27 protein-coding genes and 1 pseudogene are annotated in these 25,560 nt (G+C 72.0%); 6 read left to right on the top strand and 22 right to left on the bottom strand.

What is annotated here, in order from left to right:
• Both C472_RS15555 and C472_RS15550 read right to left on the bottom strand, forming a co-directional pair.
• Positions 1–414 (bottom strand): TRAM domain-containing protein, encoded by a 414-nt coding sequence (locus C472_RS15555; protein WP_006630819.1) that lies wholly within the window; start codon positions 412–414, stop codon positions 1–3.
• Positions 415–495: 81 nt separating this feature from the next.
• Positions 496–1,146, bottom strand: a complete 651-nt coding sequence (locus C472_RS15550) for a helix-turn-helix domain-containing protein (RefSeq protein WP_006630818.1) — start codon at positions 1,144–1,146, stop codon at positions 496–498.
• A gap of 54 nt (positions 1,147–1,200) precedes the next feature.
• On the opposite strand from C472_RS15550, the gene C472_RS18070 reads away from it, so the two are divergent.
• Genes C472_RS18070 through C472_RS15540 form a run of 3 tightly spaced genes read left to right on the top strand, consistent with a single transcriptional unit; the run spans position 1,201 to position 3,850 of the window.
• A complete protein-coding gene (locus tag C472_RS18070; protein WP_275039761.1) occupies positions 1,201–1,974 on the top strand; it encodes a cytochrome P450 in 774 nt (257 codons plus the stop codon).
• Entirely contained in the window at positions 1,971–2,699 is a 729-nt protein-coding gene (locus C472_RS18065) for a cytochrome P450 (RefSeq protein ID WP_275039762.1), read from the top strand. The genes C472_RS18070 and C472_RS18065 overlap by 4 nt, the downstream gene beginning before the upstream one ends.
• 53 nt (positions 2,700–2,752) lie before the next feature.
• Entirely contained in the window at positions 2,753–3,850 is a 1,098-nt protein-coding gene (locus C472_RS15540) for a bactofilin family protein (RefSeq protein WP_006630817.1), read from the top strand.
• Positions 3,851–3,947: 97 nt separating this feature from the next.
• Here the strand turns inward: C472_RS15540 and C472_RS15535 are convergent, their stop codons facing one another.
• A complete protein-coding gene (locus C472_RS15535) occupies positions 3,948–4,754 on the bottom strand; it encodes a YkgJ family cysteine cluster protein (RefSeq protein ID WP_006630816.1) in 807 nt (268 codons plus the stop codon).
• Positions 4,755–4,837: 83 nt separating this feature from the next.
• Between C472_RS15535 and C472_RS15530 the strand changes: the two genes are divergently transcribed.
• Positions 4,838–5,278 (top strand): DUF5788 family protein, encoded by a 441-nt coding sequence (locus C472_RS15530; protein ID WP_006630815.1) that lies wholly within the window; start codon positions 4,838–4,840, stop codon positions 5,276–5,278.
• 29 nt (positions 5,279–5,307) lie between these two features.
• On the opposite strand, the gene C472_RS15525 is transcribed toward C472_RS15530, so the two are convergent.
• The 6 genes from C472_RS15525 to C472_RS15500 form a co-directional block, all read right to left on the bottom strand.
• Complete coding sequence (locus C472_RS15525; protein ID WP_006630814.1) at positions 5,308–5,778, bottom strand: Rieske (2Fe-2S) protein; 471 nt, start codon at positions 5,776–5,778, stop codon at positions 5,308–5,310.
• Positions 5,779–5,877: 99 nt separating this feature from the next.
• Entirely contained in the window at positions 5,878–6,477 is a 600-nt protein-coding gene (locus C472_RS15520) for a DUF5789 family protein (protein ID WP_006630813.1), read from the bottom strand.
• Positions 6,478–6,566: 89 nt separating this feature from the next.
• On the bottom strand, positions 6,567–7,481 hold the full coding sequence (locus C472_RS15515; RefSeq protein ID WP_006630812.1) for an aminotransferase class IV: 915 nt from the start codon (positions 7,479–7,481) through the stop codon (positions 6,567–6,569).
• Complete coding sequence (locus C472_RS15510) at positions 7,478–8,122, bottom strand: anthranilate synthase component II (RefSeq protein ID WP_006630811.1); 645 nt, start codon at positions 8,120–8,122, stop codon at positions 7,478–7,480. The genes C472_RS15515 and C472_RS15510 overlap by 4 nt, the downstream gene beginning before the upstream one ends.
• Complete coding sequence (locus C472_RS15505) at positions 8,119–9,861, bottom strand: anthranilate synthase component I family protein (protein WP_006630810.1); 1,743 nt, start codon at positions 9,859–9,861, stop codon at positions 8,119–8,121. The genes C472_RS15510 and C472_RS15505 overlap by 4 nt, the downstream gene beginning before the upstream one ends.
• Positions 9,862–9,917: 56 nt before the next feature.
• Positions 9,918–10,454, bottom strand: a complete 537-nt coding sequence (locus C472_RS15500; protein WP_006630809.1) for a helix-hairpin-helix domain-containing protein — start codon at positions 10,452–10,454, stop codon at positions 9,918–9,920.
• Between the two features lie 103 nt (positions 10,455–10,557).
• Here C472_RS15500 and C472_RS15495 point away from each other — a divergent pair, with 103 nt between their 5' ends.
• Positions 10,558–11,016 (top strand): hypothetical protein, encoded by a 459-nt coding sequence (locus tag C472_RS15495; protein WP_006630808.1) that lies wholly within the window; start codon positions 10,558–10,560, stop codon positions 11,014–11,016.
• Between the two features lie 369 nt (positions 11,017–11,385).
• On the opposite strand, the gene C472_RS15490 is transcribed toward C472_RS15495, so the two are convergent.
• The 5 genes from C472_RS15490 to C472_RS15470 form a co-directional block, all read right to left on the bottom strand.
• Positions 11,386–12,210 carry a shikimate dehydrogenase gene (locus tag C472_RS15490; RefSeq protein WP_006630807.1) on the bottom strand — a complete coding sequence of 275 codons (825 nt, stop codon included), beginning with the start codon at positions 12,208–12,210 and terminating at the stop codon, positions 11,386–11,388.
• A 79-nt stretch (positions 12,211–12,289) separates the two neighbouring features.
• Positions 12,290–13,426 carry a DUF373 family protein gene (locus tag C472_RS15485; protein WP_006630806.1) on the bottom strand — a complete coding sequence of 379 codons (1,137 nt, stop codon included), beginning with the start codon at positions 13,424–13,426 and terminating at the stop codon, positions 12,290–12,292.
• Positions 13,427–13,522: 96 nt separating this feature from the next.
• Positions 13,523–14,458 (bottom strand): signal peptide peptidase SppA, encoded by a 936-nt coding sequence (sppA, locus tag C472_RS15480; RefSeq protein ID WP_006630805.1) that lies wholly within the window; start codon positions 14,456–14,458, stop codon positions 13,523–13,525.
• A gap of 179 nt (positions 14,459–14,637) precedes the next feature.
• Positions 14,638–15,561, bottom strand: a complete 924-nt coding sequence (locus tag C472_RS15475) for a coiled-coil protein (RefSeq protein WP_006630804.1) — start codon at positions 15,559–15,561, stop codon at positions 14,638–14,640.
• Positions 15,562–15,811: 250 nt separating this feature from the next.
• On the bottom strand, positions 15,812–16,489 hold the full coding sequence (locus C472_RS15470; protein ID WP_006630803.1) for a 2,5-diamino-6-(ribosylamino)-4(3H)-pyrimidinone 5'-phosphate reductase: 678 nt from the start codon (positions 16,487–16,489) through the stop codon (positions 15,812–15,814).
• A gap of 360 nt (positions 16,490–16,849) precedes the next feature.
• Between C472_RS15470 and C472_RS15465 the strand changes: the two genes are divergently transcribed.
• Complete coding sequence (locus C472_RS15465) at positions 16,850–17,269, top strand: VOC family protein (RefSeq protein ID WP_006630802.1); 420 nt, start codon at positions 16,850–16,852, stop codon at positions 17,267–17,269.
• A gap of 36 nt (positions 17,270–17,305) precedes the next feature.
• Here the strand turns inward: C472_RS15465 and C472_RS15460 are convergent, their stop codons facing one another.
• From C472_RS15460 to pyk, 8 genes and pseudogenes are all read right to left on the bottom strand, one after another.
• Positions 17,306–17,512 (bottom strand): hypothetical protein, encoded by a 207-nt coding sequence (locus tag C472_RS15460; RefSeq protein ID WP_049906824.1) that lies wholly within the window; start codon positions 17,510–17,512, stop codon positions 17,306–17,308.
• Positions 17,513–17,594: 82 nt separating this feature from the next.
• The gene (gene metG / locus C472_RS15455; protein ID WP_006630800.1) at positions 17,595–19,730 is read right to left on the bottom strand and encodes a methionine--tRNA ligase; all 2,136 of its coding nucleotides are present in this window, start codon (positions 19,728–19,730) and stop codon (positions 17,595–17,597) included.
• A 389-nt stretch (positions 19,731–20,119) separates the two neighbouring features.
• Positions 20,120–21,126: pseudogene (locus tag C472_RS15450) on the bottom strand (thiamine-phosphate synthase family protein).
• Positions 21,123–21,755: a dCTP deaminase gene (gene dcd, locus C472_RS15445; protein ID WP_006630799.1), complete on the bottom strand. Its 633-nt coding sequence runs from the start codon at positions 21,753–21,755 to the stop codon at positions 21,123–21,125. The pseudogene C472_RS15450 and the gene dcd overlap by 4 nt, the downstream one beginning before the upstream one ends.
• 24 nt (positions 21,756–21,779) lie before the next feature.
• Positions 21,780–22,541 carry a YIP1 family protein gene (locus tag C472_RS15440; protein WP_006630798.1) on the bottom strand — a complete coding sequence of 254 codons (762 nt, stop codon included), beginning with the start codon at positions 22,539–22,541 and terminating at the stop codon, positions 21,780–21,782.
• Positions 22,542–22,616: 75 nt separating this feature from the next.
• The gene (locus C472_RS15435) at positions 22,617–23,237 is read right to left on the bottom strand and encodes an NfeD family protein (RefSeq protein WP_006630797.1); all 621 of its coding nucleotides are present in this window, start codon (positions 23,235–23,237) and stop codon (positions 22,617–22,619) included.
• Positions 23,238–23,329: 92 nt separating this feature from the next.
• The gene (locus tag C472_RS15430) at positions 23,330–23,647 is read right to left on the bottom strand and encodes a DUF7312 domain-containing protein (protein ID WP_006630796.1); all 318 of its coding nucleotides are present in this window, start codon (positions 23,645–23,647) and stop codon (positions 23,330–23,332) included.
• A 70-nt stretch (positions 23,648–23,717) separates the two neighbouring features.
• Complete coding sequence (gene pyk, locus C472_RS15425) at positions 23,718–25,475, bottom strand: pyruvate kinase (RefSeq protein WP_006630795.1); 1,758 nt, start codon at positions 25,473–25,475, stop codon at positions 23,718–23,720.
• Positions 25,476–25,560: the final 85 nt, after the last annotated feature.

Below are 25,560 nucleotides of genomic sequence, written 5' to 3'. Positions count from 1 at the left end.
TCAGACCGCCTCTTCGACGACCTCGCCGACGGCGAAGTTGGACTTCACTTCCGTCACTTCGATCTTCACTCGCTCGCCGACCTCGGTGTCGGGGACGATGATCACGTAGCCGCGCTCGACGCGGGCGATCCCGTCGCCCTGCTTGCCGAGGTCCTCGATCTCGACGTACCGCATCTCGCCGGGCTCGACCGGCGGCTGCGGGCCGTCGCCGCCGTGCGACGCGGAGTCGTCGGCCTCGTCGGCCGCCCCGTCGGCGGACTCGTCGCGCGCGACGAGCGCGACGCGGTACGTCTCGCCCGGCTCCAGCGCACCGGTCTCGACCTCTCGTTTCGGCACGTCGACGACGAACTCGCCGTCGTCGGTCTCGCGAACGTCCGCGCTGAACAGACAGAGGAGCTTCTCGGAGATTTCCATAGTAGACTCCATCGGGAGCAGGGTGCGAGGTAGTATAGTTGTACCGCCGACACAGTCAGGACCCGCGCGGTCGGCGGCCCGTCACGCGCTCAGGAACGCGTCGACCAGCGCCGACTCGGCCTTGCGGAGGTGCGTTCCCGCGGTAGACGACGAACAGCCGACCGCGTCGGCGACGTCGCCTACCGACCCCGTCCGCGGCACCTCGTAGTACCCGACGCGTCGCGCGGCGCGGACCACCTCGCGCTGGCGCTCCGTGACCTCGACCCCGGCCAGCCGCCGGCCGCCGGCGTACGACCCGATCCGCCCGATTTCGACCTCGATCCGGTCCGGCATCGAGGCGAGCGCGTCGCGCAGCTGGTCCGGCGGTCCGATCAGTCCGAACGACAGCCGCCCGCCGGACCGGTACACGAGCGGGGGAACCGAGATCAGCTCGGTGTCGGCGAACGCGCCGAGAAACGCCTCCAGCGGCCCCCCAAGCCGTTCGTACGCCTTGAGATAAAACGGGGGATCGCCCGGTGCGGTCTCGAACCGCTCGATGGTGTCGACCGCCCGCAGTCGCTCCAGGTACGGCTCGCGTGGAGCCGCGACTCGGAACAGCGTGGCGAGCGTCTCGTCGGGGAGACGCCGCCAGGTCACCATTTCGGTCCGCCAGCCGTCGCCGTCGTCGAGAAACGCGTGCATCGGGTGCCGGACGGACGGCGGAAACGTGACCGTCACCTGGACGTATCGCATGCGTGGCGTCCCGCCCGCCCGGCACTTATATCTTAAAAACGCACGGACGAATGCGTGCGAAGGCTCAGCGGGCTGCGCGCCCGACCGTTTCACATGGGCCAGTCGACGACGCGGTCCGACGCGGACGGTGACCGGTCGCGCCCGCCGGACCCCGGCGGCGTCCCGGTGTTGGGTAACGTCCACGAACTCGCGAGCGACGCGCTGGGATTCTACGAGCGCCGGTCGGCCGAACACGGCGGCGTCGTCGGATACGACGTGTTCGGGACGGAGAGCTACCTCGTCACCGACCCGGCGGCGATCCGTCGCGTCCTCGTGGACGATCACGACCGGTACGAGAAGGGAGCGATGCCCAGAGAACAGCTCGGCGGGCTCCTCGGCGACGGGCTGTTCCTCGCCGAGGGCGACGACTGGCGCGAGCAGCGGACGGCGATGCGCTCGGCGTTCTTCCGCGAGCGAGTGGCCGACCACGGTGACGCGATGGTCGCACACGCCCGCCGCACCGCGGCCCGATGGGACGACGGTGACGTCGTCGACGTCCACGCCGCCGCCACCGACTACGCCTTCGCCGTCCTCGCCGAGAGCCTCCTCGGGAGCGACGTGGAACGCGAGCGCGAGACGGTCCGGGCGGCCGCCGAGAGCGTCACGGAGCGGTTCGACACGGGTCGCCTGACCTCATTCCTCCCGGAGTGGGTCCCGACGCCGACGAACCGCCGGTACCGCCGGCGGCTCGCCGCGCTCCGCGCCGCCCTCCGCGGCCTCGTGGCCGAGCGCCGCGCCGACGGCCCCCCGCCGCCCCCGGAGAGGCGGACGACCTCCTCGGGACGCTGATCGCGGCCGCGGAGCTGGGGGCGTTCGACGACGACGCGCTCGTCGACAACGCGGTGACGTTCCTCTTCGCCGGCCACGAGACGAGCGCGCTCGGGCTGACGTACGCGCTCTACTGCCTCGCTGACCGCCCGGCGTTCCAGCGGCGGCTCCGTCGGGAGATCGCGGCCCTCGACGGCGACCCCGAGCCGGAGAACCTCCGGGAGTGCCCCGCGCTGACCGCGGCCGTCGACGAGGCGCTCCGGCTGTACCCCCCGGTCCATTCCTTCTTCCGAGAGCCGACCGAGCCGGTGACGCTCGGCGGCTACCGCGTCCCGGCCGGCGTCGTCCTCACGGTCGCGCCCTGGGCGGTCCACCGCGACGGTCGTTGGTGGGAGGATCCCGAGTCCTACCGGCCCGAGCGGTGGCTCCGAGAGACCGGCGACGGCGAGGTCGTCCACGGCGACGACCGCCCCGGTCCGGCGGTCGGCGAGCGCCCCGAGTACGCGTACTTTCCCTTCGGGGGCGGTCCCCGCCACTGTATCGGGATGCGGTTCGCCAGACAGGAGCTCCGACTCTCGGTCGCGACGCTCCTTCGTCGGTTCCGTCTGGAGCGGGTGACGACCGACCTGTCGCTCCGAGCGAGCGCCAACACCCGCCCCGCCGAGCCGGTCCGGGTCCGCGTTCACTCCCGGGGCGTACCCGACGATCCGGCCGCGGAGGTGAACGAACCCCGCGGCGGCCGCTGACCGCCGTCGACCCGACACGAAAGTTCATATAATCCGACATTAACATCCAACGCATGAACCCTTCACCAGCCGTCACCCGTCGTCGCATCGCAATCGCGCTCGCCGTCGTCGCGCTGCTGTCCCCGCTCGCGACCGGTCTCGCGGCCGCGCAGTCGACGCAGGGCACCGGCGGCGCGGTCGTCGTCGCCGAGGGAGAGACGGTCGACGGGCTCCAGACCGCGGCGGGCACTGTCGTCGTCCGCGGCACCGTGGCGGGAGACCTCTCCGGTGCCGCCGGTTCGATCCGGATCGCCGAGACCGGACGGATCGACGGCGACGTCTCGGCCGCCGCGGGGACGATAACCGTCGAGGGACGAGTCGGCGGCGACGTCGAGGTCGGCGCTGGCGCGTTCGAGCTGACGGACACCGGCCGGATCGACGGCTCGCTCGACGTCGGTGCGGGGTCGGTCCGGGTCGACGGCGCGGTCGGCGGCGACGTCAGGGCGACGGCCGACGACGTCGTCATCGGCCCGAACGCCGACGTCGGCGGAGAGTTCCGGTACGACGCGGAGACGTTCACGCGCAGTCCCGACGCGACCGTCGCGGGCGGGATCGCAGAGGATACGAGCCTCGGCGGCGACTCCGGCGTCGGCTTCGGCGGCGACCTCGTCCCCTCGTGGGTCGGCGGCGTCTACGGCGTCGCCGTCAACCTCGCCCTCGGCGCGCTCCTCCTGCTCGCGTTCCCCCGGTTCTCGCGCGGTGTCGCCGACCGCGTCGCCCGGGGAGCGCTCCGCAGTACCGCCGTCGGGCTGGGCGTTCTGGTCGGCGTCCCCGTCCTCCTCGCGCTCGTGGCGATCACGGTCGTCGGGATCCCGCTCGCGCTCGTCGGGATCGCCGCGTACGTCGTCGCGCTCTGGGTCGGGTCCGTCTACGGCCGGTACGCTCTCGGATCGTGGGTGCTCGACCGCCTCGGTAGTCCGAACCGCTGGCTCGCGCTGGTTGTCGGCGTGATCGGCGTCGCCCTCGTTGGGCGGATCCCCTGGATCGGCGGGCTCGTCGACCTCGTCGTGCTGTTGTTCGGGGTCGGCGCGCTCGCGCTCGGACTGGCCGGCCGCTACCGGAGCGGGGGCGATTCCGCCCTCTCGGGGGGAGATCCGGGCCCTATCGAGTGACCCCGTCCGAGGACGTTCCACGCTTCGCCCGCTATCCGTACGCTTCGGCCCTCTGTCCCGCACGCTTCGGCCCTCCCCGAGGGTACCTCGCCCCGGATCAGTCGCCGTCGACGGGCGTCCCGTCGGCCTCCTTCGGGCCCTCGGAGTCGAAGACGACCACGTCGCCGTCGGCGCGGTCGCTCGCGCCGGGGTCGTAGCCGTCGCGGACGCCGATCGCCTCCTCCAGTTCGCGGACCGCGCGCTCCTTCAGCGCGGCGGCCAGCTCCTCGGCGTCCTGCCGGGTGATGTCGCGCCCGAGGCCCTCGCACTCGTGGGCGCGGACGACGCCCGCCTCGTCGACCGCCTCGCCCATCGGCTGGCTCGTCCCCTCCAGCGCGACGCTGAACGGGTAGGTCCGACAGATGAGCGGCCGCGCGTCGTGGACCGTACACGCCCCCCGCCCGTCGGACTCCTCGTAGAAGGTGCAGTCGCCGCAGTCGTCGGTGGCGAGCGCCCACTCGAACGTCTCGCCGACCGGGTCGCCCTCGGCGTCGGCGTCGAGTCCGAACGGCATCGGCCGGGCCACGTCGCGCCAGTCGTACGCCTCGCCGAACTCCCTCTCGGCGGCCTCGGCGACGCGCCGGACCTCGTCCGGGAAGACGGTCGCGGTGTGCGGCTCGCGGTCGACGTCGCCCCCGTCGCCCCCGTTGCACCCGCCGGTGTCGTCGTCCGCTTCAGATTTCACGTCTCCGCCGGTCTCGTCGACCCCCGCTCCGGCCGGCGCGCCGCCGGGTTCGTCCGGGGCGTAGCCGGTACAGCAGCCGCCACAGCGCGTGCACTCGAACCCGATCGACTCGATGGCGTCGGCGAGGGCCGCGACGTCGAGGTCGCGGGCCGCGGCGAGTTCGGATTCGAGCGTCTCCATGCCCGTCGATCCGGGCGCGCCGGAGTTAACGTCGTCCCTTCCGGGCGAAGGAGCGAAGTGCGACCGCCCCCTACCGAGCGGGCGTGAAGGAGTACGAGCGAAAACAGCTCTTGGAGCGGGTCAACCGCGAGTCCTCGACGGTGGGCGTCGAGATCCCGGAGTCGATCGAGATCCAGGGCGAGGATATCGACCTCCGCTCGTTCGTCTTCGAGATCAAGCGCCGCGACTCGGTCCCGCCGGGCGAGCGCGACCGCGTCGACCGCGCGAAGCGGAACCTCCGGCGCGAGCGCCTCGACCGGCTCGAACCGATCGAGGAGAACGAGGTGAGCCGCGAGGAAGGCGAGGAGCTGGCGTCGGCGATCATCGGCATCGACCGCGCGCTGGAGGCGCTGGAGGGGTTGGACGCCCCCGATCCGGAGACCGAGGCGAAGCGGCAGGAGGCGGCCGACCAGAAGCGGTGGATGAACTTCCTGAAGAAGGCGCTCGGGCGCGAGGACGCCGGCGGCGGGCGCACGAAGTTCTGACTGGCCGCTCCTGCGGCCGTGCGGGCGACTCAGTTCCCGGTGAAGTCGATCCGCGAGCCGCCGCCGTCGCCCTGCTTCGCCGAGGGGCCGAGCCGGACGAACTCGTAGTCGTCGTCGGCGAGGAACACGCCGTCGCCCTCGACGCTCACGTCGACCGATTCGAGGACGGCCCCCTCGCAGGGGCCGAAGTTACAGTAGCCGCCGTCGGCCTCGAAGGTCGCGCCGTGCTTCTGGCAGAACACCTCGCCGTCGCGGACGAACGCGCCGTCGTCCTTGTCGAGGCGCACGTCGGTCCAGTGCTGACAGTAGTTGCGGAACGCGCGCACCTCGCCGGCGGCCCGCGTGAGGATCGCTTCGACCTCCATCGCCCCGTCCTCGCTTTCGCCGATGTCGCCCTCGCCCTCGTCGACCGCCGCGGCGTCGACCGGTCGCAGCGTCGCGAGCAGCGTGCTCTCCTCCGGAACCTCCTCGACGCCGGCGATCCGGCGGCTCTCGTCCATACGGATGCGAGGCCGGCGGCCGGCTTCAACGTTGTGCGTCCCGGCGTTCGGGACCTCCCGGCCGCTCCGACGCGCACGGTCCCGGGATCCCGTCCCGGCTCAGACCCCGAGCCACTCGTCGTCGCGGACCTCGTAGCCGTGCGCCCGGCAGTACTTCGCTCCCTGTCGGCGGAGGTCGCGCGACCCGGGGACCGACTCCTTCTCGCGGATCCGGTCGACGACCCAGTCGGCGATCGCATGGACCCCCTCCTCGTCGTCGAGTTCGTCGACGTCGCTCAGCGCGCGGAAGGTCCGCTCGAACGCCTCGTGTTGCGACCGGCCGAAGTCGACGTTCTCCAGTTCGGCGGCCGCCTCGACGACCCGTTTCATCGCGGCCGCGACCGCGGGGCGACGCACGCGCTCGCGGACGGTCGCGGGCGCGTCGAACGCCTCCAAGTCCGCGTCGGGGACCAGGTCGGCGACGGTGTACACGCGGGCCTCCGTTTCGAGTTCCCGGTCCCCGACCGCGGCGACGACCTCGCGGCCCGTCGCGGGGAACGTCAGCGGTTCGAGCGCCGCTTCGAGGGCCTCGGCCGTCTCGTCGTCGAACGCCGGCTCCGGCTCGTCGCCGCGGCTCAGTTCCGCCTCGACGTCGCGCTCGCGCTGTCGTCGGTCCTCGTCTGCCGCCTGTTTCTCGCGTCCGTCTTTGTCGTCTGCCATCCGTCATTTAGGATCCCTGACGGGATAACGCTGTGGGCGAACTCCGGATCCCCCGCGGTTTCAGCGGTTTCGGACGCCGAACCCCACGCTCACAGCCGCTCGCCGTCGTAGTGTTTCTCCTCGATCCGCCGGTCGAACAGCCGGGAGATAAGGGTCGTGAGCGGCCCGGCGACCCCGTCGCCGTCGCCGTCGACCGCGATGCCGTCGACGGTCGCCACCGGGCGGACCTCCCACGTCGAGTTCGTGAGGAAGGCTTCGTCGGCCTCGCGCACCGCGTCCGGCGCGTACGTCCCCTCTTCGACCGGGATCCCTTCCTCTTCCGCGACCTCGATCACGGTCGCCCTGGTGACGCCGGGGAGGATCGGCCCGTCGAGCGAGGGAGTCCGGAGCGCTGCGCCGTCGGCGAAGAAGAGGTTCGAGGTCGCCCCCTCGGCGACGTGGCCGTCCGGGTCGAGCATCAGCGCCTCGTCAGCGCCGGTCACTCGGAGTTCCAACCGGGCGAGGATTCCGTTGAGGTAGTTGTGCGTCTTGGCGGCGGCCGGGATCGCGCGGTCGTCCGCCTTGCGCGTCTTCGTCGTCTGGAGCGCGGCCGGCCCGCCGTGGACCGGCTCGCCCCCGACGCCGCCCCGCGGGAGCGGCTTCGCGATGACCACCACGGTCGGGTCGACCTCGGGTCTCGGGTCGAGCGTCCCGGGCTGGACGCCCCGCGTGATCGAGCACTTCACGTACGCGTCCGCGAGGTCGTTCGCGGCCAGCGTCTCGTCGACCCGCCGTTTCAGCTCCGCGTCGGCGATGCCGTGGTCGAGCCCGAGCGTCTCGCAGGTGTCGCGGAGCCGGTCGGCGTGCGCATCCCACCGGAAGGGCTCGCCGCCGTACGCGCGCATCGTCTCGAAGGCCGCGTCGCCGTAGGCGAACCCGCGGTCCTCGACGGAGACGGTCGCCTCGCTCGCGGGGACGAGGTCGCCGTCGACGTGGTAGCGCAGGTCGCGGTCGGCGTCGCTCACGGCTCGCACCCCGCGACGAAGTTCCGCACCAGCCGCTTCCCGCGGGGGGTGAGGATGCTCTCCGGGTGGAACTGGACGCCGACGTGGGGCTTCTCGCGGTGGCGCACGCCCATCACGACCTCGCGCTCGTCCTCGGTGCGGGCGGTCTCGACCAACTCGTCGGGCAGGTCCTCGCGCTCGACGCACAGCGAGTGGTACCGTCCGACCCGGAGCCGGTCGGGGAGTCCGGCGAAGACGCCCTCGCCGTCGTGGGTGATCGTCGACGGCTTCCCGTGGACGACCTCGGGCGCGTGGCCGACCCGGCTCCCGCCGCTCGCGCACAGCGCCTGATGGCCGAGACAGACGCCGAACACGGGCCGGTCGAGTTCGAAGACCGCGGTCGAGACGCCGGCCTCGGACGGGGTCCCGGGACCCGGCGAGACGACGACGCCGTCCGGGTCGAGCGCGCGGATCCCGTCGAGGTCGACCGCGTCGTTGCGCCGGACCGTCACCGCGCCCGCGACCTCGCCGACGTACTGGACGAGGTTGTACGCGAACGAGTCGTAGTTGTCGACGACGAGGACCCGCGCGTCGGTCTCGCCCGTCCCGGCGCGCCAGCCGTCGCCCGCTCCGGCGGTCGTCGCCGCGTCTGCGTCCGTCATCGCTCGACCGCCCCCTCGGTCGTCCCGTCGGGTGCCTCTCCGGCGGCCTCATCGCCCCTCGTCTCGTCGACCGCCATCCCGCCGGTCGCGAGCGCCTCGTCGACCGCGCTCACCAGCGCCCGCGCCTTCGCGAGCGTCTCCTCGTACTCGGCGTCGGGGTCGGAGTCGTGGACGATCCCCGCCCCGACCCGGAGGTGGTACTCGGCGGCGTGGCGGACGAGCGTGCGGATGACGATGTTGAGCGTCGCGCGCCCGTCGAACCCGGCCGCGAACATCGACCCGGTGTACGGCCCCCGGCGCGTCGGCTCCAGTTCGTCGATTATCTCCATCGTCCGCGGCTTCGGCGCGCCGGTGATCGTCCCGCCGGGGAAGCAGGCGGCGACCGCGTCCGCGAGCCCCACGTCGCTCCGCGCCTCCCCCTCGATCAGGCTCACGAGGTGCATCACCTCGCTGTAGCGGTCGACGCGGCGATACTCGCTCACGTCGACCGTGCCGAACCGCGACACCTTGCCGAGGTCGTTGCGCTCCAGATCGACCAACATCGCGTGCTCGGCGCGCTCCTTCTCGTCGCCGGTCAGCTCCGCTTCCAGCGCGGCGTCGGCCTCGTCGCCGTCGCCCCGCGGGCGCGTGCCGGCGATGGGCTCCGTGACGAGGCGCGCGCCGCGCTCGGGGTCGTCGGTCGGCTCCCGCTCCAAGAGCAGTTCCGGGCTCGCGCTCACGAAGTCGGTGCCGCTCGGGCGGTCCGTCCCGCCGGCTCCGCCTTCGCCCGCTCCGCTCCCGCCGAACTCGATCAGCCCGGAGTACGGCGCGGGGTTCACCTCTCGGAGCGCGTCGTAGGCGTCGACCGGGTGGACGGCGGCCGGCGCGGTCAGGCGCTGGGAGACGTTCGCCTGGAACGTGTCGCCCTCGCGGACGTACCCCTTGACGCGCCGCACCGCGTCGGCGTACCCCTCGCGGCCCACGTCGCTCTCGAAGGTCGCGCGCTCCGCGGTCGGGTCGGGCGGCTCCTCAGCGTCCGGATCGCCGGTCTCGATGCGGCGTATCAGATCCGCCGCCCGTTCGGCCCCCTCGTCGAACAGCGCGTCGAGCGCGTCGCGGTCGGCGTCCGGGTCGTCGAGCCCCTCGGGAACTCGGGGACAGGCGGTCACCCGGAGCGTGACGGTCGCGCCGTCGGCGTCCGCGTCGCCGTCCGCGCCGGTCAGTCCGTCGCCGTCGCTCCCGGTCGGACACTCCCACGCCGCGATCCGGTCGAAGAGGGCCGCCTCGAGCCGCGGGAGGCCACGGTCGTCGACCGCGCCCGGTCCCTCCGGCGCGGGGGCCGGGAAGTCCTCCAGTTCGCGGGCGGCGTCGTAGGAGAGCCAGCCGAACGCGCCGCACGGATAGGGGACCTCGCAGTCGCCGCGCGCGAGCGTCTCGCCGTCGAGGACGCCCTCTAGCGCGGCGAGCGACGGCGACGGGCGGCGGTAGTCGCCGGAACGCTCCGAGCCCGCGGACTCGATGACCGCCGCCTCGCCGGAGACGGTCAGCCGCTCGACCGGATCGACGCCGAAGTACCCCCAGCCGGACTGGCCGCCGGTCGTCTCGTAGAAGACGCCGCCGGGACCGTCCCGCGCCCGGCGGTAGGCCCCGAAGGGGTCGTCGACCGCGACCCGACGTTCGACCGGGACCCGCGCGCCGGCCGGCGCTGCGGCGGCGACCGCGCGGAACCGGTCCCGGTCGGTGTGTGCCGTTCGCCTCATGTGCCCCCCTTCGGCGGGGGCGGTGAAACAGTTGCGGTCGTCGAAACCGCCCGGCTTCAGAACTCGCTCGCGCGGTCGATCCACGTCGCGGCGCGCTTCTCGCCGACGCTCGCCCCCTCGGCCACGTCGGCGGCGTCCGCCCCCGCGAGCTCGTCGACCGTCTCGATCCCGATCGACGCGAGCCGCTCCGCGTACGCCGGGCCGATGCCCTTGATCTCCTCGACGCTCGGCCCGCGGTCGTCGTCGTCGACCGCGACGTCGTCGCCCTCGGCCCCCGCGGCCTCCGCCGGCTCGGCCGCCCCGTCGTCGGTCGCGCTCTCGGCGTCGTCGGTCTCGTCGTCGGCCGCAGCCTCCTCGTCGACGAGCGACTCGGTCGAGGCCGCGGCCTCCGTCCCCGCGGCGACCGGCTCCGCGTCGTCGGTCCCGGCGTCGCCGGTCTCGGCGTCGTCCGCGCCGTCGTCGCTCTCGGCGGCGGCCGCGTCGGCGGCCGGTTCCGACTCGCGCTCGACGGTCACTTCGGTCTCGGCCGACTCCCGTTCGGCGGAGCCGCTCCCGAATCCGAGCTTCTCTTTGAGCTTCTGAAGTAGGGCCATTGGCGACGGCTACACGTGCGAGATATTTAAAAACCGTCTCCGCCGCAAGCGCCCGTCGTCCCGTCCCGCCGGTTTATAAGTACGGTCGCGCCGTCCCAGCGGTATGGACGTCATCAACCCCGTCATGTGGTCGGTCCACGTCGGCTTCGCCGTCCTCTGGGTCGGCAGCGTGCTGTTCGTCACCCTCGCGATACTCCCGCCCGCGCTCCGCGGCGATGTCGGCACCGACGCGCTCGGCTCGGTGGTCGGTCGCCTGCGGTGGATCACCCGGATCGCCGCGGTCGCGTTCGTCCTCTCCGGCGGCCACATGGCCGGCAATCTGTACACGTTCGAGGCGCTGACCGGGACGCCTCGGGGCCACCTCGTAGTGACGATGCTGGGGCTGTGGTTCGTCGGGACCGGCCTCGTCGAGGTCGCCGGCTCGAAACTGGCGGACGGGCTCGATGCGGGCAAGCTCCGGGAGCCGGCCCGCGACGCCAAGCCCTTCCTCTACGGCGCGTCGGCGGTCTCGGTCGGGCTGATCGTCACCGCCGGGCTGCTCGCCAGCCCGACGCTGTTTTGAGATAGCCCGGTTCTGTCGCCGGTCAGTTTTACGCGGTTGTCTCGACTGAAACGACTGATCGTCACGCGGCCGTTTATAAACCGACGAGCGGCACGGACACTCCCGAAGCCCGGTGACAGCCGGCGCGCAGCGCCGGCGACCGCCCCTTCGAGTCCCGCCCCGCACAGCACCGCCCCGCACCTCACGCCTCCCCAGCCTCGTCGGGCGCGTCTCCGGGCTCCCTGCGGTCGCCCTCGTCGCGCCCGACTCCCTGCGGTCGCCCTCGTCGCGCCCGACTCCCTCGCGCGACGCTGTCTCGCGGTCGCCTGCGGCGACCGCTCGCAGGCGCGCGCCGCCACAGTTGTATTTATAACTGATCGCTCCGCGGAGTCACTCCAACACCGCGCGCAGCGCCGCGTTCATCGCGTCGACCGGGGCGTCCTCGCCGGTCCAGACCTCGAACGCCTCGACCCCCTGGTACAGCAGCATCCACGCGCCGTCGACCGTCGTCGCGCCCGCGTCGGCCGCCTCCCGGAGCAGGCGCGTCTCGATCGGGGCGTACACCGCGTCGAGCACCGCGAGGTCGCCGTGGAGGTGGGCGGCGGGGACCGGCGTCTCGTCGGGCGACTCCATCCCGACGCTCGTCGCGTTGACGAGCAGGTCGGCGGCCGCGACGCGGTCGGCGAGGTCGTCGAGCCCGCCGCCGGTCGCGTCGGGGACCGCCTCGGCCAGTTCGACCGCCCGCTCCGCGGTGCGGTTCGCGACGTGGACCGCCGCGCCCGCGTCGGCCAGCGCGAACGCGGCCGCCCGCCCCGCGCCGCCCGCGCCAACCACGAGCGCGTCGCGACCGTCGACCGTCACGTCGTGGTGTTCGAGCGCCCGCGTCACCCCGGCCGCGTCGGTGTTGTGGCCGCGCGGGCGGTCGGCGTCGCCCTCGCGGACCGGCCCGTAGTCGACCGTGTTGACCGCGCCGATGCGCTCGGCGAGCGGGGCGGGGTCGACCGCGTCGAGCGCGTCGCGCTTGAACGGCACCGTGACGTTGAGGCCGGCGACGCCGAGGTCGGCCGCGCCCGCTATCGCCGCGGCCGCGGCGTCGGCGTCCGGCTCGAAGGTCACGTACCGCGCGTCGAGTCCGAGCGCCTCGTAGCCCGCCTCGTGCATCGGCGGCGACAGCGAGTGGCCGACCGGGTTCCCGATCAGTCCGTACACGTCCATGCCCGCCGACGCGGGCGCGACCGACAAAAGGCGGTCGGTCGGCCGCGAGGCCGCTCGACCGTCACGACGGTACCCCGCGTCACTCCCGTCGCCCGTCCGCCTCCCGCTCCGCGTCGATGACGTCTTCGAGGGTCTCCGTGCCCACGTCGCTGGCGACCTTGACGCCGACGAGCGACACGACGATGCCGCTCACGATGAACGCCGCGAGCTGCTGGACCGGGGTCATCGCCATCCCGTAGACGGACAGGGGGTCCCGCACCGCTTCCTGCGCGAGAAAGTAGCCGGCGAAGCCGCGGACGACCAAGGCGACCGCGGCGATGACGAACGGGAGGTTGAGGTACGGCGTCCGGATCCCCTCGTCGCGGATCAGCTCGTCGAGCAGTCGCCCCACGGCCGCGGTCACGCCGGCGACCGCGAACCACGGGACCGCCGCGAAGGCGAACTCCACGGCCTCGACGAGGCGGGGCGACCCGGCGTTCAGCTCCGACGCGGCGAGGAACCCGAAGAACCCGCCGACCAGCGCCAGCCCGCCGGCGACCACGTACGTCACGACCGACACCTGCCCGGCGTACAGCGCCTCGCGCACGCGCTCGGGCATCCCCGCCACTCGCCGGTCGATCGCGAGTCCCTTGTACAGAAGCGCCGCGCCGAGCAGGCCGGCGACGCCCGCGATCGCCTCCCCGGCGGAGAACCGGGCGAAAAGCACCGGCAGCAGGAGGAGCGCGACGCCGATGGGGACCAACACCGTCGACCGGAGCTGCTCGTCGGCGAGGAACTGCTTGAGCAGGTAGTAGGTGGACTCGATGTCGCGGGCCTGTCGGACGACGACGCGGTCGACCGAGTCGACGGGGACCCGCGACTCCACGACCGGGAGGACGCGCTCGTCCTCGGCGGAGTCGACGACGACGATCGCCGCCCGCGGGTCGTACCGCTCCACGAGGTCGTCGAGTTGGGCCGCGATCGACCGGTCGGCCCCGACCGGGGTGTCGCTCTCGGCGGAGACGACCGCCACTACCGACTCCTCGCGTTCGTCTCGGAGGTCGCGCGCCACGCGCAGCGACTCCAGCAGGCAGTTCACGCTGGCGTCCTCGGGGTCGTCGAGGCCGGCGTCCGTCACCAGCGAGCGGACGGCCTCCCAGCCCGCGACCGGCATCGGGACGTTGGTGGCGCGACCGATCGCCCCCGACCGGTCGACGCAGATGACCAGCGTCGTCACGTGTCGTCTCACACCGCGGCCGGACAAAAATCCTCCCCGTCGTCCGTCCAAGTCCGCCGTCCGTCGTCCGAGGTCTCGCGCCCGCCTCGACCGTCGCTATCGCAGTTCCACGTCGATGTCGCCGCCGTCGTCGGCGAACACGCCCGCGACGCCGCTTCCGGCCGCGAACGCGACGCGCTCCGCGCCGATCCCGAGCCGCTCGGCCAGCCCCCGCTCGGGGGTGAACTCGCGCACCTCCGGCTCCGCGCCGAGCAGGTCGGCGAGCCGCTCCTCGACGTCGTCCTCGGTGCCGAGTTCGTCGACGAGGCCCATCTCGGCGGCGTCCTCGCCGAGGTACACGCGCGCTTCGGTGTCTCTGATCTCGTCGGGGTCCATGTCGCGGCCCTCGCTCACGGTCTCGACGAACTGCTCGTAGTAGCCGTCGATGATCCCCTGGAGGTACTCGCGTTCGTCCTCCTCGATCTCCTTCAGCGGGACGCCGGCGTCCTTGAACTCGCCGGCCGTGAACTGCTCGTAGGAGATCCCGAGCTTGTCCGCCAGCCCCTTCGCGTTCGGCCGCGAGCCGACGACGCCGATGGAGCCGACGAGGCTCGCCTCGCGCGCCCACAACTCGTCGCAGCCGCTCGCGATCCAGTAGCCGCCCGAGGCGCAGGTGTCGGTCGCGTACGCGACCGTCGGCCCGTCGAAGTCGGCGGCGGCCCGCCGGATGTCGTCGCTCGGTACGACCTCGCCGCCCGGCGTGTTGAGCTCGACGAGCAGCGCCTCGACGTCGTCGTCCTCGTCGGCCGCCTCGATCTGTTCGACCACGTCGTCCGCGGTCGCGCCGCCCGGTCCCGACAGCGGCGACGGCCGCCCCTGACTCCGCCGGATCGGTCCCGACACGGTCACCTTCGCGGTGTTGTACGTCTCGGCGTCACCGAACCGCCCGCCGGTGAGCCGCGCGAGGGCCGCGCGGCCCGCGATCGTCGTCGCCGCGCCCACCGCGGCGGCCGCGAGCAACCCCTTCCGTCCGTTCGTCGGCACGTCGTCCATACCGGCGGTTGGCGTCGCACGCGCTTATAAGCCGTGGCCGGGGTCGGTCGCCGCGTCGATCGGCCGCCGGCCGCCGCGCGGAGCCGTGGCTGGCGGCGGCGCGGAGCCGTGGCCGGTCGCGGCGCTATCGCGTGAGAAAAACCGCAGAAAACCGCGTCGGAACCGCCGGAGTCGCCGGCTTACAGGAGGCCGGTCTTCTGGAGCTTCATCAGGTCCTCGGTGTCGAGCGTCTCGCCCTCCTTGAACTTCTGATAGATCTCCTCGGCCTCTTCCTTCTCCTCTTCGCGCTTCTCGGCACGCTCGTCCTGGCGCTCCTCCTCCTCCTTCTTGTCGAGCTCGCGCAGGCGCTTCTGGACGCGGACGAAGTCCTCGTGGTGGCGGTCGGCCGCCTCCTGGGCCTCGACGAAGAGCTCGTGCATCTCGTCGGCCTCGTCGCGGATGTCGTCGGCCTCGCGGTAGGCCTCGATCATCTGGTTGTGGTGCTCCTGGGCCTTGTCGGCGAGCTCCGTCACCTTCTGGTGGTGCTGGGACGCCTCGGAGCGGACCTCCTCGGCCTCCTCGACGAGCTCGTCGAGCTCGCTCGTGTCGTCGACCTTCTCCTTCTTCTCGGCGAGCTTCTCGCGTTTGTCGTCGATCTTCTCGATCAGCTCGCGCTCGTCTTCCGCGTCGAGGACCTCCGTCTGCTGACGGAACTCCAGGTCCTCGATCTCCTCTTCGAGCTCCTCGATGGACTTGCCGGAGCCGAGTTCGAGGTCCTGTTTGAGCTCCTCGACCTCGTCGAACAGCTCGTTGGCCTCGGCGTTGAGCTCGTTGCGCTTGTCCTTGTGCTCTTGGACCTGCTCGTTGAGCTCGTCGCGGCTCTCGCGGTGTTCTTGGGCCTCGTCGACCTTCTCGCGCGTCTTCGCGTTGAGGTCGTCGCGCTTGGAGGCGCGCTCCGAGGCCATCTGGTTCAGCTCGTTGCGTCGGTCTCGCAGCTGACCGGCGCGCTTGATGAGCTGCCCCTTGGAGCCGTTGTCCAAGTCGTCCTCAGAAAGGTCCACGTTGTCCGCCTCGTCCATCGGTTCCACGTCGTACTGCTCGATGACTTCTTCTTTCGTTACCATTTGTTATCTCTCCATCACCGCTCCGGCGATAGCGACCGCTCGCTGTGGTGCGTCGGGCCGTCTGCAAGAACTCCCGTTCATTTCAGCGTGCGATTCCACCAGCGCCAGAGGCGTTCTGGTACCAGCAACTACCCCCGGGCGATACATAAATACTTCGGTGATTTGCGTGTACACCGGTGTCACGGACCGTGTACCGTCGGATTTCGTGGTCACAGTTCACACGATCCGCGAAGGAGGCCGGGAGGCCCCCCTACGAGCCGTCGCCGTCCCCGACGTCGTACGAGAGGACGACCCCGTCGTCGAGCCGCTCCGCGTCGGTGAGCGTCAGGTCGGGGAACCCCTCTGTGAACCCCGCCCCGTCCGCCAGCGTGGGCGCGTCGCGGCCGCCGATCACGAGCGAACCGACGTAGACGTGGAGTTCGTCCACCACCCCGGCCTCGAAACACGAGAAGATCACCTCGCCGCCCCCCTCGACCATCAGCCGGTCGACGCCGCGGTCCGCGAGCCGCTCGACCCCGACCGCGACGTCGACGCGCTCCTCCCCGGCGATGATCACCTCCGCGCCCGCGTCGGCGAGCGCCTCCCGTCGCTCCCGGTCGGTCGCCTCCGAGACGAGCAGGTACGTCGTCGCCTCGTCGTCCAATATCCGGGCGTCGGTCGGCGTCCGGCCGGTGGAGTCGACCACGACGCGGGCGGGGTCCCCGGACCGCCCGACCCGCAGGCGCTCGACCCGGCGGTCCTCCTCGTCGAGCGTGAGGTGCGGGTCGTCCGCGAGGACGGTCCCGACGCCGACGAGGACCGCGTCCGCGGCCGCCCTGACCCGGTCGACCCGGTCGAAGTCCTCCGGCCCCGAGATCCGGAGCTGTTCCCGGCGGCGGGTGGCGAGCTTCCCGTCGACGCTCTGGGCGGCGTTGACGACCACGTGCATGTGCGACGTGTCGTCCGGATCCGGGTTGGTCGTTTCGGTCCGATACGTTTACGACCTCGATTCAGGCGTATCGGAAGTGGAGGGGCTCGAATCGCTCGCCACCAGCCACTACGGAACCGGGGTCGTGACCGACACTACCGAAGCCCCGCACCGCGCCCGCAGCCTCACGCCTCCCCAGCCTCGCCGCTCACGCCCTTGCGGGCGTTCGCGGCGTCCCTCGCGCGTGCTGACTCGCGGTCGCCTGCGGCGACCGCTCGCAGGCGCGCGCCACCGCGTCCGGGTGGGTTCGGACTTCCCCGTCCCGCTTCGCGCTCGACGCCTGTCGACACGGTTTTTGCGCCGGTCGTCGACCGATCCGCCGTGACAGACCCAACCGCGCACCACGTCGGGGTCACCGTCGACGACCTCGACCGCGCCGTCGACTTCTACGCCGAGACGTTCGACCTCGACGTCGTCGCCGAGTTCTCCGTCGGCGGCGACGCCTTCGCGGAGGCGGTCGCCGTCGAGGGCGCGTCCGCCGAGTTCGCCCACCTCGACGCCGGCGACGCGATCGTCGAACTCGTCGCCTACGAGCCGGCGGGCGAGGCGGGTGCGGACCCCGAACTGAACCGCCTGGGCGCGACCCACCTCGGGCTGACCGTCGACGACGTCGAGGCGTTCTACGCGGGCCTCGCAGACGACGTGGAGACGCTGAGCCCGCCGCGGACCACGTCGAGCGGGACGACGGTCCTGTTCGTCAGGGACCCGGAGGGGAACCTGATCGAAGTGCTGGACGCCTGAGAAGGCGAGTCCGCGGTCGACCGCACCGCGACCGCACTATCGGTTCGCCTCGCGCATCACGAGCATCGACAGCGGGAGGCTCGCGGCGACGAGCCCGTAGACGCCGCCGATGAGCGGCTCCATGCCGAATTCGGGCGCGAGCAGGTAGCCCGCCCCGAACCCGATCGGGTCGAACACGACCGCGAGGAGGATCACCTGCGCCGGAAACGACAGCGCCTCGAACCGGCGGGGAAGGAGGGGCATGTCGGTCTCCGGTTCACACGTCAACCCGATAAAACTTCGAGAAACCGCGCCGCAGCCGACCGCGCCGCGACGGACCGCGGCCTCACTTCACCTTCGTGCCCGGTCCGGCGTCCTCGTAGGTGGTGAGGAGGTCGGCCTCCTCGCCGGCGGCCAGCACCATCCCGTTCGACTCGACGCCGAACAGCTCCGCCTTCTCCATGTTCGCGAGGACGATCACCTTCGTGTCCGGCAGGTCGTCGACGTCGTGGAGCTGCTTGAGTCCCGCGACGATCGTCCGGGTCTCCGCGCCGAGGTCGACGGTGAGCTTCACGAGGTCGTCGGCCCCGTCGATCCCGTCGGCCTCCTCGATCCGGCCGACCCGGACGTCCAACTCCTGGAACTCGTCGAAGCTGATGCGGTCGTCGCTGAGGGGTTCGATGTCGGTCATGTCGGCGTCGTCGGATGCGTCGTCGTTCGCGTCGTCGCTGCCGTCGTCATCGTCATCGCTGTCGCCGTCGCCGCCGTCGTCCTCGGACTCGGCGACGCGGGCGTCGAGCTTCTCGTTGAGCGCCTCGACGCGCTCGTCTTCGATCTGTTCGAACAGCTCGGTCGGCTCGCTCAGGTCGCCCGCGGGGGCCTCGCCGGCCGCCTCGACCGTCGCGTCGTGGACGGAGCCGGGCTCGCCGAGCTGGTCCCAGAGCCGCTCGCTCTTCTCGGGGGCCAGCGGCTCGAAGAGGACGGCGATGGCCTTCGCGAGCGCGACGCAGTCGTAGATGACCTGCTCGGCCTCGTCGGGCTCCTCGTCGACGAGCTTCCACGGCTCGTTGCGCTGGATGTACTCGTTGCCGAAGCGGGCGAGGTCGGTGACGGCGTCGCCGAGCGCCCGGACGGAGTAGTCGTTGACCGCGGCGGTCACGTCCTCGACCGCCTCGTCGATCCGCGCCGCCACGTCGTCGCTGGGGGCGTCGGCGTCGGGCCCGTCCTCGTAGTTCCGGTGAGCGAAGAGCAGGGAGCGGTAGAGGAAGTTGCCGACGGTCCCCACCAGTTCGGTGTTGACGCGCTCGGCGAACTTGTCCCACGAGAAGTCCACGTCCTGCTGGAACCCGCCGTTGGTGGCGAGGTAGTAGCGCAGCGGGTCGGGGTGGAACCCCTCGTCGAGGTACTCGTCGGCCCAGACCGCGCGGTCGCGGCTCGTCGAGAACCCCTTCCCGTCGAGCGTGACGAAGCCGCTGGCCATCACCGCGCGCGGCTCCGCGTGGTCGGTCGCCTCCAGCATCGCGGGCCAGAAGATCGTGTGGTGTTGGATGATGTCGCGGCCGATCACGTGAACGATCTCCCCGCCCTCGGGGAACTCGTCGCTCACGCCCTCCTTCCAGGCGGTCTCCCAGTCGAAGGCGTCGGACCCGACGCGCTCGGAGTGCTGTTTCGTCGAGGCGATGTACTCGATCGGGGCGTCGACCCAGACGTATAAGACGAGATCCTGCTCCCCGTCGTCGCCGGGGTAGTCGATCCCCCAGTCCATGTCGCGGGTGATACACCAGTCCTGAAGCCCCTGCTCGATCCACTCGCGGGGCTGGTTCCGGGCGTTCGAGGTCCCTTCGAGCCGGTCGAGGAACTCCGAGAGGTAGTCGGCGAACTCGGAGACCGCGAAGAACTCGTGGGTGCGCTCGCGGTACTCCGCGGGGTTGCCGGTGATCGTCGACTCGGGGTCCTCGATCTCGCCGGGTTCGAGGTGGCGCTGACACCCCTCGTCGCACTCGTCGCCGCGGGCGTGCGCGCCGCAGTACGGACAGGTCCCCTCGACGTACCGGTCCGGGAGGTACTGGTCGTCGACGGGGTCGTACGCGACCATGATCTCCTTCTCGTAGAGGTGACCGGCCTCGTCGAGGTCGCGGACCAGATCCTGCGTCAGTTCCGTGTTCGTCTCGTCGTGGGTGTGGCCGTAGTTGTCGAACTCGACGTTGAACTTCGGGAACGTCTCGGCGTAGCGCTCGTGCCAGTCGAGCGCGAAGTCCTCGGGGGAGACGCCCTCCTGTTCGGCGTTGACCGCGACGGGCGTGCCGTGCATGTCGGAGCCGGAGACGAACGCGGTCTCCTGGCCGAGTCGGTCGAGCGCGCGGCTGTACACGTCGCCGCCCACGTAGGTGCGGAGGTGACCGATGTGGAGGTCGCCGTTGGCGTACGGCAGTCCACAGGTCACCACCGCGGGGCGGTCGGTGGGGAAGTCGTCGTGGCTCATGTGGTGTGTATGTCGTGTGTCGGTCGATCGGGTCTAAAGCCCGCTGGTTCGGGGCCGCGCGGAGCGTCCCGCTCGCGTCGGTTCGACACCGCTCGCGTCGGCGGTTCCGTGCGCGTCGGCGGTTCCGTGCGCGTCGGCGGTTCCGTGCGCGTCGACGCTTCTCGGTCGCGTGTGGCGGGCGGTCGCGCCTGCGTCTCGTCGGCGGCCCGGGCGCTACGGGGAGGCGACGGGCTTCGTCGCCGCGCCGCCGCCGACCGCGTTACCGGTCGCCGCCGACGCGACGGGTCCACCCGTCGCTAGAAGGAACGCATCCGCATCCCGGGCCGCCGATGTCGCGTCACGCCCGGTCGTTCGCCGCCGCGGAAAATAAAAGCACCCGTGTCGGCGGCTCACAGCAGGCCGCGGACGATCCGCGCCGCCTCGGCCGCGGTGGGCGCGAGGACGTAGACGATCGGCTCGACGCCGACCGCCCCGGTCTGGTACGCCACGAGCGCGTCCGCGTCCGCCGGGAGATCGGCCGCCGAGACCGCGCCCGCGACCGCCTCCCGGGTCGGCCGCTCCGCGTCGAACTCGACGGTCGGGTGGTCGGCGGCGAGCGCCTCGACGGTCTCGGGGTCGTACCGGAGGTTGACCGCGCCGCGGACGGCAGCGTCCCCCTCGCGCGCCGCGAGCAGCACCGTCGCGACGTGTTCGCTCACGCCGAACTCCGGCTCGCCGGGGACCATCGCCCGCCCCTTCACGTCGACGAGCCGGCCGGGGACCGCGGCCACGTCGTCCACCGTGGCGGCGTCGGCGAGGCACTCCGCGACGTTCGCGCCGACGTTCGGGATCAGCCCGGCGAACCCGGAGGCGTTCGTCAGGGTCCGCAGTCCGCGCCGGACCGACGTGAGGACCCGCTCGCGCTCGCGGAGGCCGCTGTCGGGGTCGTGGACGGAGAACTCCACGTCGGCGTCGGCGAGCGCGGGCATCGCCTCCTCGTGGAGGTCCGCGAGCAGGTCGCCCTCCTCCAACTGCCGGATCAGCACCTCGATTTCGACGAGCGCGCCGACCGGCGTGAGATCGCCGCTCGCCAGCCCCTCGCCCACCCGCTCGACGAGGTCGCGTACGCGCTCGTCGGCGACGATCCGGTCGTGTCTGGCCACGTCGCCCGCGGCGTACTTCGAGACNCCAGCCCCTCGCCCACCCGCTCGACGAGGTCGCGTACGCGCTCGTCGGCGACGATCCGGTCGTGTCTGGCCACGTCGCCCGCGGCGTACTTCGAGACCGCCGACTGGGAGATGCCGAGCGCGTCGGCGACCTCCAACTGTGTGAACCCGCGGTCGCGGAGGTCCTCCGCGAGCATCGAGCGGACGGTCGGGAGGAACTCGTCGACGACGACCTCCTCGATGAACCTCATGGCTCTTCCCCCGCGGCGGTCTCCTCCCCGCCGCCGGACTCGTCTCCCTCCGCCGCGAACTCCGGATCGTCGCCGATCCGCGACGCCTGCGGGCCGTCCTGTCCCTGATACTTGGATCCCCGCTCGGCACCGTACGGGCGCTCGGCGGGCCGTTTCAGCTCCGTGAAAGTGAGCTGCGACACGCGCATGCCCGGCGAGAGCGCCACGGGAGCGGTCCCGAGGTTCGACAGTTCGAGCGTGATCTGGCCCTCGTAACCCGGATCGCACAGCCCCGCGGTCGCGTGGACGACGATCGCGAGCCGCCCGAGCGACGACCGCCCCTCGACGTGGGCGACGAGGTCGTCCGGGATCGCGACGCGCTCGGCGGTCGTCCCGAGGACGAAGTCGCCGGGGTGGAGGATGAACTCGTCGCCCTCGGGGACCGTCGTCTCGGTGACGTACTCGCTCACCTCGCCCGCGTCCGTCGGGTGGATACACGGGATGTTGGTGCGCTGGAACTCCAGGAACCGCTCGCCGAGCCGCAGGTCCACGCTGGCGGGCTGGACCTGCTGATCGACGTCGTCGAGCGGCTCGATCGCGAGGTCGCCCTCCGCGAGCCGGTCGAGGATGTCCGCGTCCGACAGGATCATGTCGGAACGGGGAGCGCCGTCGGCTTAAAAACTCCCGAAGTTCGCGGGCGCGGCGAGCAGGAGGGCGACCGCGGCGAAAACCGTCGCCACGCCCGCCGCCGCCCCGCGACCGAGGTCGTGGCGGGCCTCCAGCCCGCCGACGACGATCGCCCACTGGACCGCTATCGCGACTGCGGACGCGACGAGCAGGGGGCCGGTCGTGGTCGCGAGCGCGGCGACTATCTGCTCCGCGAGCGCCTCGAACGTCGACCCCGTTATCGCCGCGTTCGAGAGGGCGAACCAGATCGCCGCGAGGCCGGCGATCACCCGGAGCAGTTCGCCGACGAGCGCCCAGCCGGCGATCAGGAAGGAGTCGCCGACGGACCCCTCCCCGCCGGCGACGCGCGCGCCGATGTGGAGCGCGAGCGCGAAGATCCCCCACCAGACCGGCACGCCGATCAGGCCGTAGTGGAGATAGCCGTCCGCGGCGTCGCGGAGCTCCGCCCCGGCGTCGACCTCGACCCGCGCCGGCTCGTCGCACCGCTCGCCGAACACGGAGTCGGGGTCGTCACCGAACGTCTCGCAGGTCGACTCGGGGGGGCGGTCCGGGTTGTCGACGGTGACCTGCTGGTCGACTGTCGCGTCGAAGACCCCGCCGAGCGCGACGATCCCGAGCGTGACGCCGATCGTGACGACCACGAGGGTCGCGACGGCGACCGACGTGGCCCGGGGCGATTCGAAGCCGTCGCGGACGCGGTCGAGCAGGCCGCCGACCGGTCGCGAGAGGCGGGCGAACGGGGAGGGCATGGCCGGGCGATCCGCCGCGAGCGGCAAGTGCTTTTTTCTCGGCGGTGCGCGCCGCGGCGCAATCGTCCGCCCGCGTCACTCCCGCTCCAGTTCGGTCTCCGGGCCGGCGTCGCTTTTCTCCGACTCTCCCGCCTCGGCCTCGTCCGCCGCCTTCCGGGCGCGGTCGGCCGCGAGTTCGCGGTCGATGTCGTCCTCGACGTACCCCATCGACTCCACGGTGACGACGTTGCCCCCGCCGGGGTCGACGACCATCACCTCCTCGCCCTCCTCGATCTCGCCGTCCATCGACCGGGCGGAGTAGTGAGGGTTGAAGCCGCCGCCGGCGAGTTTCACCTCGCCGCCCGTGGGGGTCACCCGCTCCGTGACTGTCCCCGTCTTCCCCTTCAGCGAGTCGCTGTCGCTGGTCTGTTGCTGTCCCTTGCCGCCGTAGAGGTCGAACTCGTGGTAGCCGTAGAAGGCGGCCGCACCGAACGCCAGCGTGAGGACCGCCATGAAGAGCGTGAGGAGCGCGCCGGCGACCCCGAGCGAGGTCAGGAGCAGCCCCCCGAGCCCGGCCCCGATGAGCGCGATGCCGACGACGATGAAGTTCGCTCCGGGAGCCAGCGCCTCCGCCATCGAGAGGAGCAGTCCCGCGGTCAAAAGCAGGAGCGGGAGAGTGTCCGGCGAGAGGAGGCCGGCCTGTGCGAGCGCGTCCATGTTCGGTCCTACGGCCGCGGCCTGATAAGTGGTGGTGCGCGCCGTCGCGGCCCGAAGCGGTGGTGCGGTGTGCGCGACCGCGCCGGCCGCGCTCAGAACCCGACGACCAAGACGCCGACCGTGAGCGCCACGCCGAGGACGACGAAGACCGCGTGTTCGAGGGTGACGTCCCCCGGCTCTATCGGCTCGCTCTCCGGCGTGGCGGTGTCCTCGGTGACGCCGTCCGGCCCGACCTCGTCGACCGAGAAGCGCCACTCTCCCCCGTCGCCCTCGGCGTCGCCGGGAGTCCCGTCGCCGGCGTCGTTGGCCCGACTCCCGTCGCCGGAGACCGGGGCGTCGTCGCGGGCACCGTCGCCGGCGTCGGCGGCCGGCCCCTCGTCGCGGGCACCGTCGCCGGATTCGTCGCTCATGGACGCACGTAGGCGGTTCCGTAATAAATGGCTGGCGGGCGGTCGACGCGCGCCGGCGCGAGGCCGGGGGTTACCGCTCCCGGGCGGCGGCGATCACGTCGCCGTCGTACACGACGCCGCGCTCCCCGTCGACGGTCACCGTGGTCCCGTCGACGACCGACTCGGGCAGGCGAGCGCCGGAGACCATCGGGACGCCGAGCTCCCGGGCGACGACGGCCGGGTAGCCGGTCATCCCCTCGCGGGCGTCGACGATGCCGGCGATCCGGTCGAGGTCCCCGGAGAACTCCCCGTCGAAGTCGGAGCCGATCGCGACCACCGACCCGTCCGGCAGCGCGTCGATGTCGCCGTCCTCGGTCCGGTGGACCGGCGCGGCGACGCGGCCGGCGACGACCGCCTTGCCGGTCACGAGCGTCTCGGCGGCGACGTGGACCTTCAGGGTGTTCGTCGTGTTCGTCCCCTCGAACTCGGTGAGCATCCCCGAGAGGACGACGAGCGTGTCCCCGGACGCGGCCCCGCCGCGGTCGAGCGCGGCGTCGACCGCGTTGTCGAGGATTCCCTCCATGTCGTCCGCGTACTCGGTCAACACGGGGCGGACGCCCCACGAGAGCGCGAGCTGTCGGCGGACGCGGTCGCTCGGCGTCGTCGCCACGACCGGGACGCCCGGCCGGAACATGGCGGTCTTGCGCGCGGTGAAGCCCGACTCGGAGACGGCGACGACCGTCGACGCGCCGATGTCGCGCGCGAGGTAGCGCGCCGAGCGCGCCAGCGCCTCCGTGCGCGACCCCTCGTCCGCGGTCGGGACGCGCTGTTCGCGCGTCTCCGCGTACTCGTCGCTGGACTCGACCTGCCGGACGATCCGGTCCATCGTCTCGACGACGTTCACGGGGTCCTCGCCGACCGCGGTCTCGCCGGAGAGCATCACGGCGTCCGTGCCGTCGAGGACGGCATTGGCCACGTCGGAGGCCTCCGCGCGGGTCGGCCGCCGCGAGGAGACCATCGAGTCGAGCATCTCCGTCGCGGTGATGACGGGCACGCCCTCGTTGACGCAGGTGCGGATGATCCGCTTTTGAATGACGGGCACGTCCTCCAGCGGGCACTCGACGCCGAGGTCGCCGCGGGCGACCATCACGCCGTCGGCGGCGTCGACGATCCCCTCCAGGTTCTCGACCGCGCCGGCGCGCTCGATCTTGGCGACGATCGGGATGTCGTCGCCGCCGCGGGCCTCCAGTTCGTCGGCGATCTGGTACACGTCGTCGGCGTCGCGGACGAAGGAGGCGGCGACGAAGTCCGCGTCGGTCCGCGCCGCGAGGTCGAGTTCGGCCTCGTCCTCGGGGGTGATCAGGTCGACGTCGATGGCGACGCCCGGGAGGTTCACGCCCTTCCGCGACCCCAGCTCTCCGCCGGAGCGGACGGTCGCGACCACGGACTCGCCGTCGACGCGCTCGACGCGGCACTCGATCCGGCCGTCGTCTAAGAGGATCGTGTCGCCCGGGCCGGCCGCGGCGATGGAGTGCGTGAGCCCGACGCGCTCGGGGGTGGCGTCGTCGCCCTCCTCGAAGGTCACTTCCGACCCCTTCGCGAGGTGGATCGGCTCGTCGATCTCGGCGGTCCGGACCTCTGGACCCTTCAGGTCGACCATCACCGCGAGGGGGTCGTCGATCTCGTCGTCGACGGCGCGGGCGCGCTCGATCACCGTCTCCCGGTGGTCGGTCGTTCCGTGGCTGGCGTTGAGCCGGACGACGGACATCCCCGCATCCGCGAGGCCGCGGATCGTGTCCCGGTCGTCCGAGGCGGGACCGATCGTACAGACGATCTTGGCGTTGCGCATACCGCCGCGTTCGGCGTAGGGGCGGAAAAAGGGACACGGTTGAGTCGCCACCGAGTGAACGTTCTGTCTCTTATACACATCTCTG

Origin of the sequence: Halorubrum tebenquichense DSM 14210, assembly GCF_000337415.1 — an archaeon.
In the GTDB taxonomy this organism is placed as follows: domain Archaea; phylum Halobacteriota; class Halobacteria; order Halobacteriales; family Haloferacaceae; genus Halorubrum; species Halorubrum tebenquichense.
This window is presented reverse-complemented; position numbering and strand designations above follow the sequence as displayed.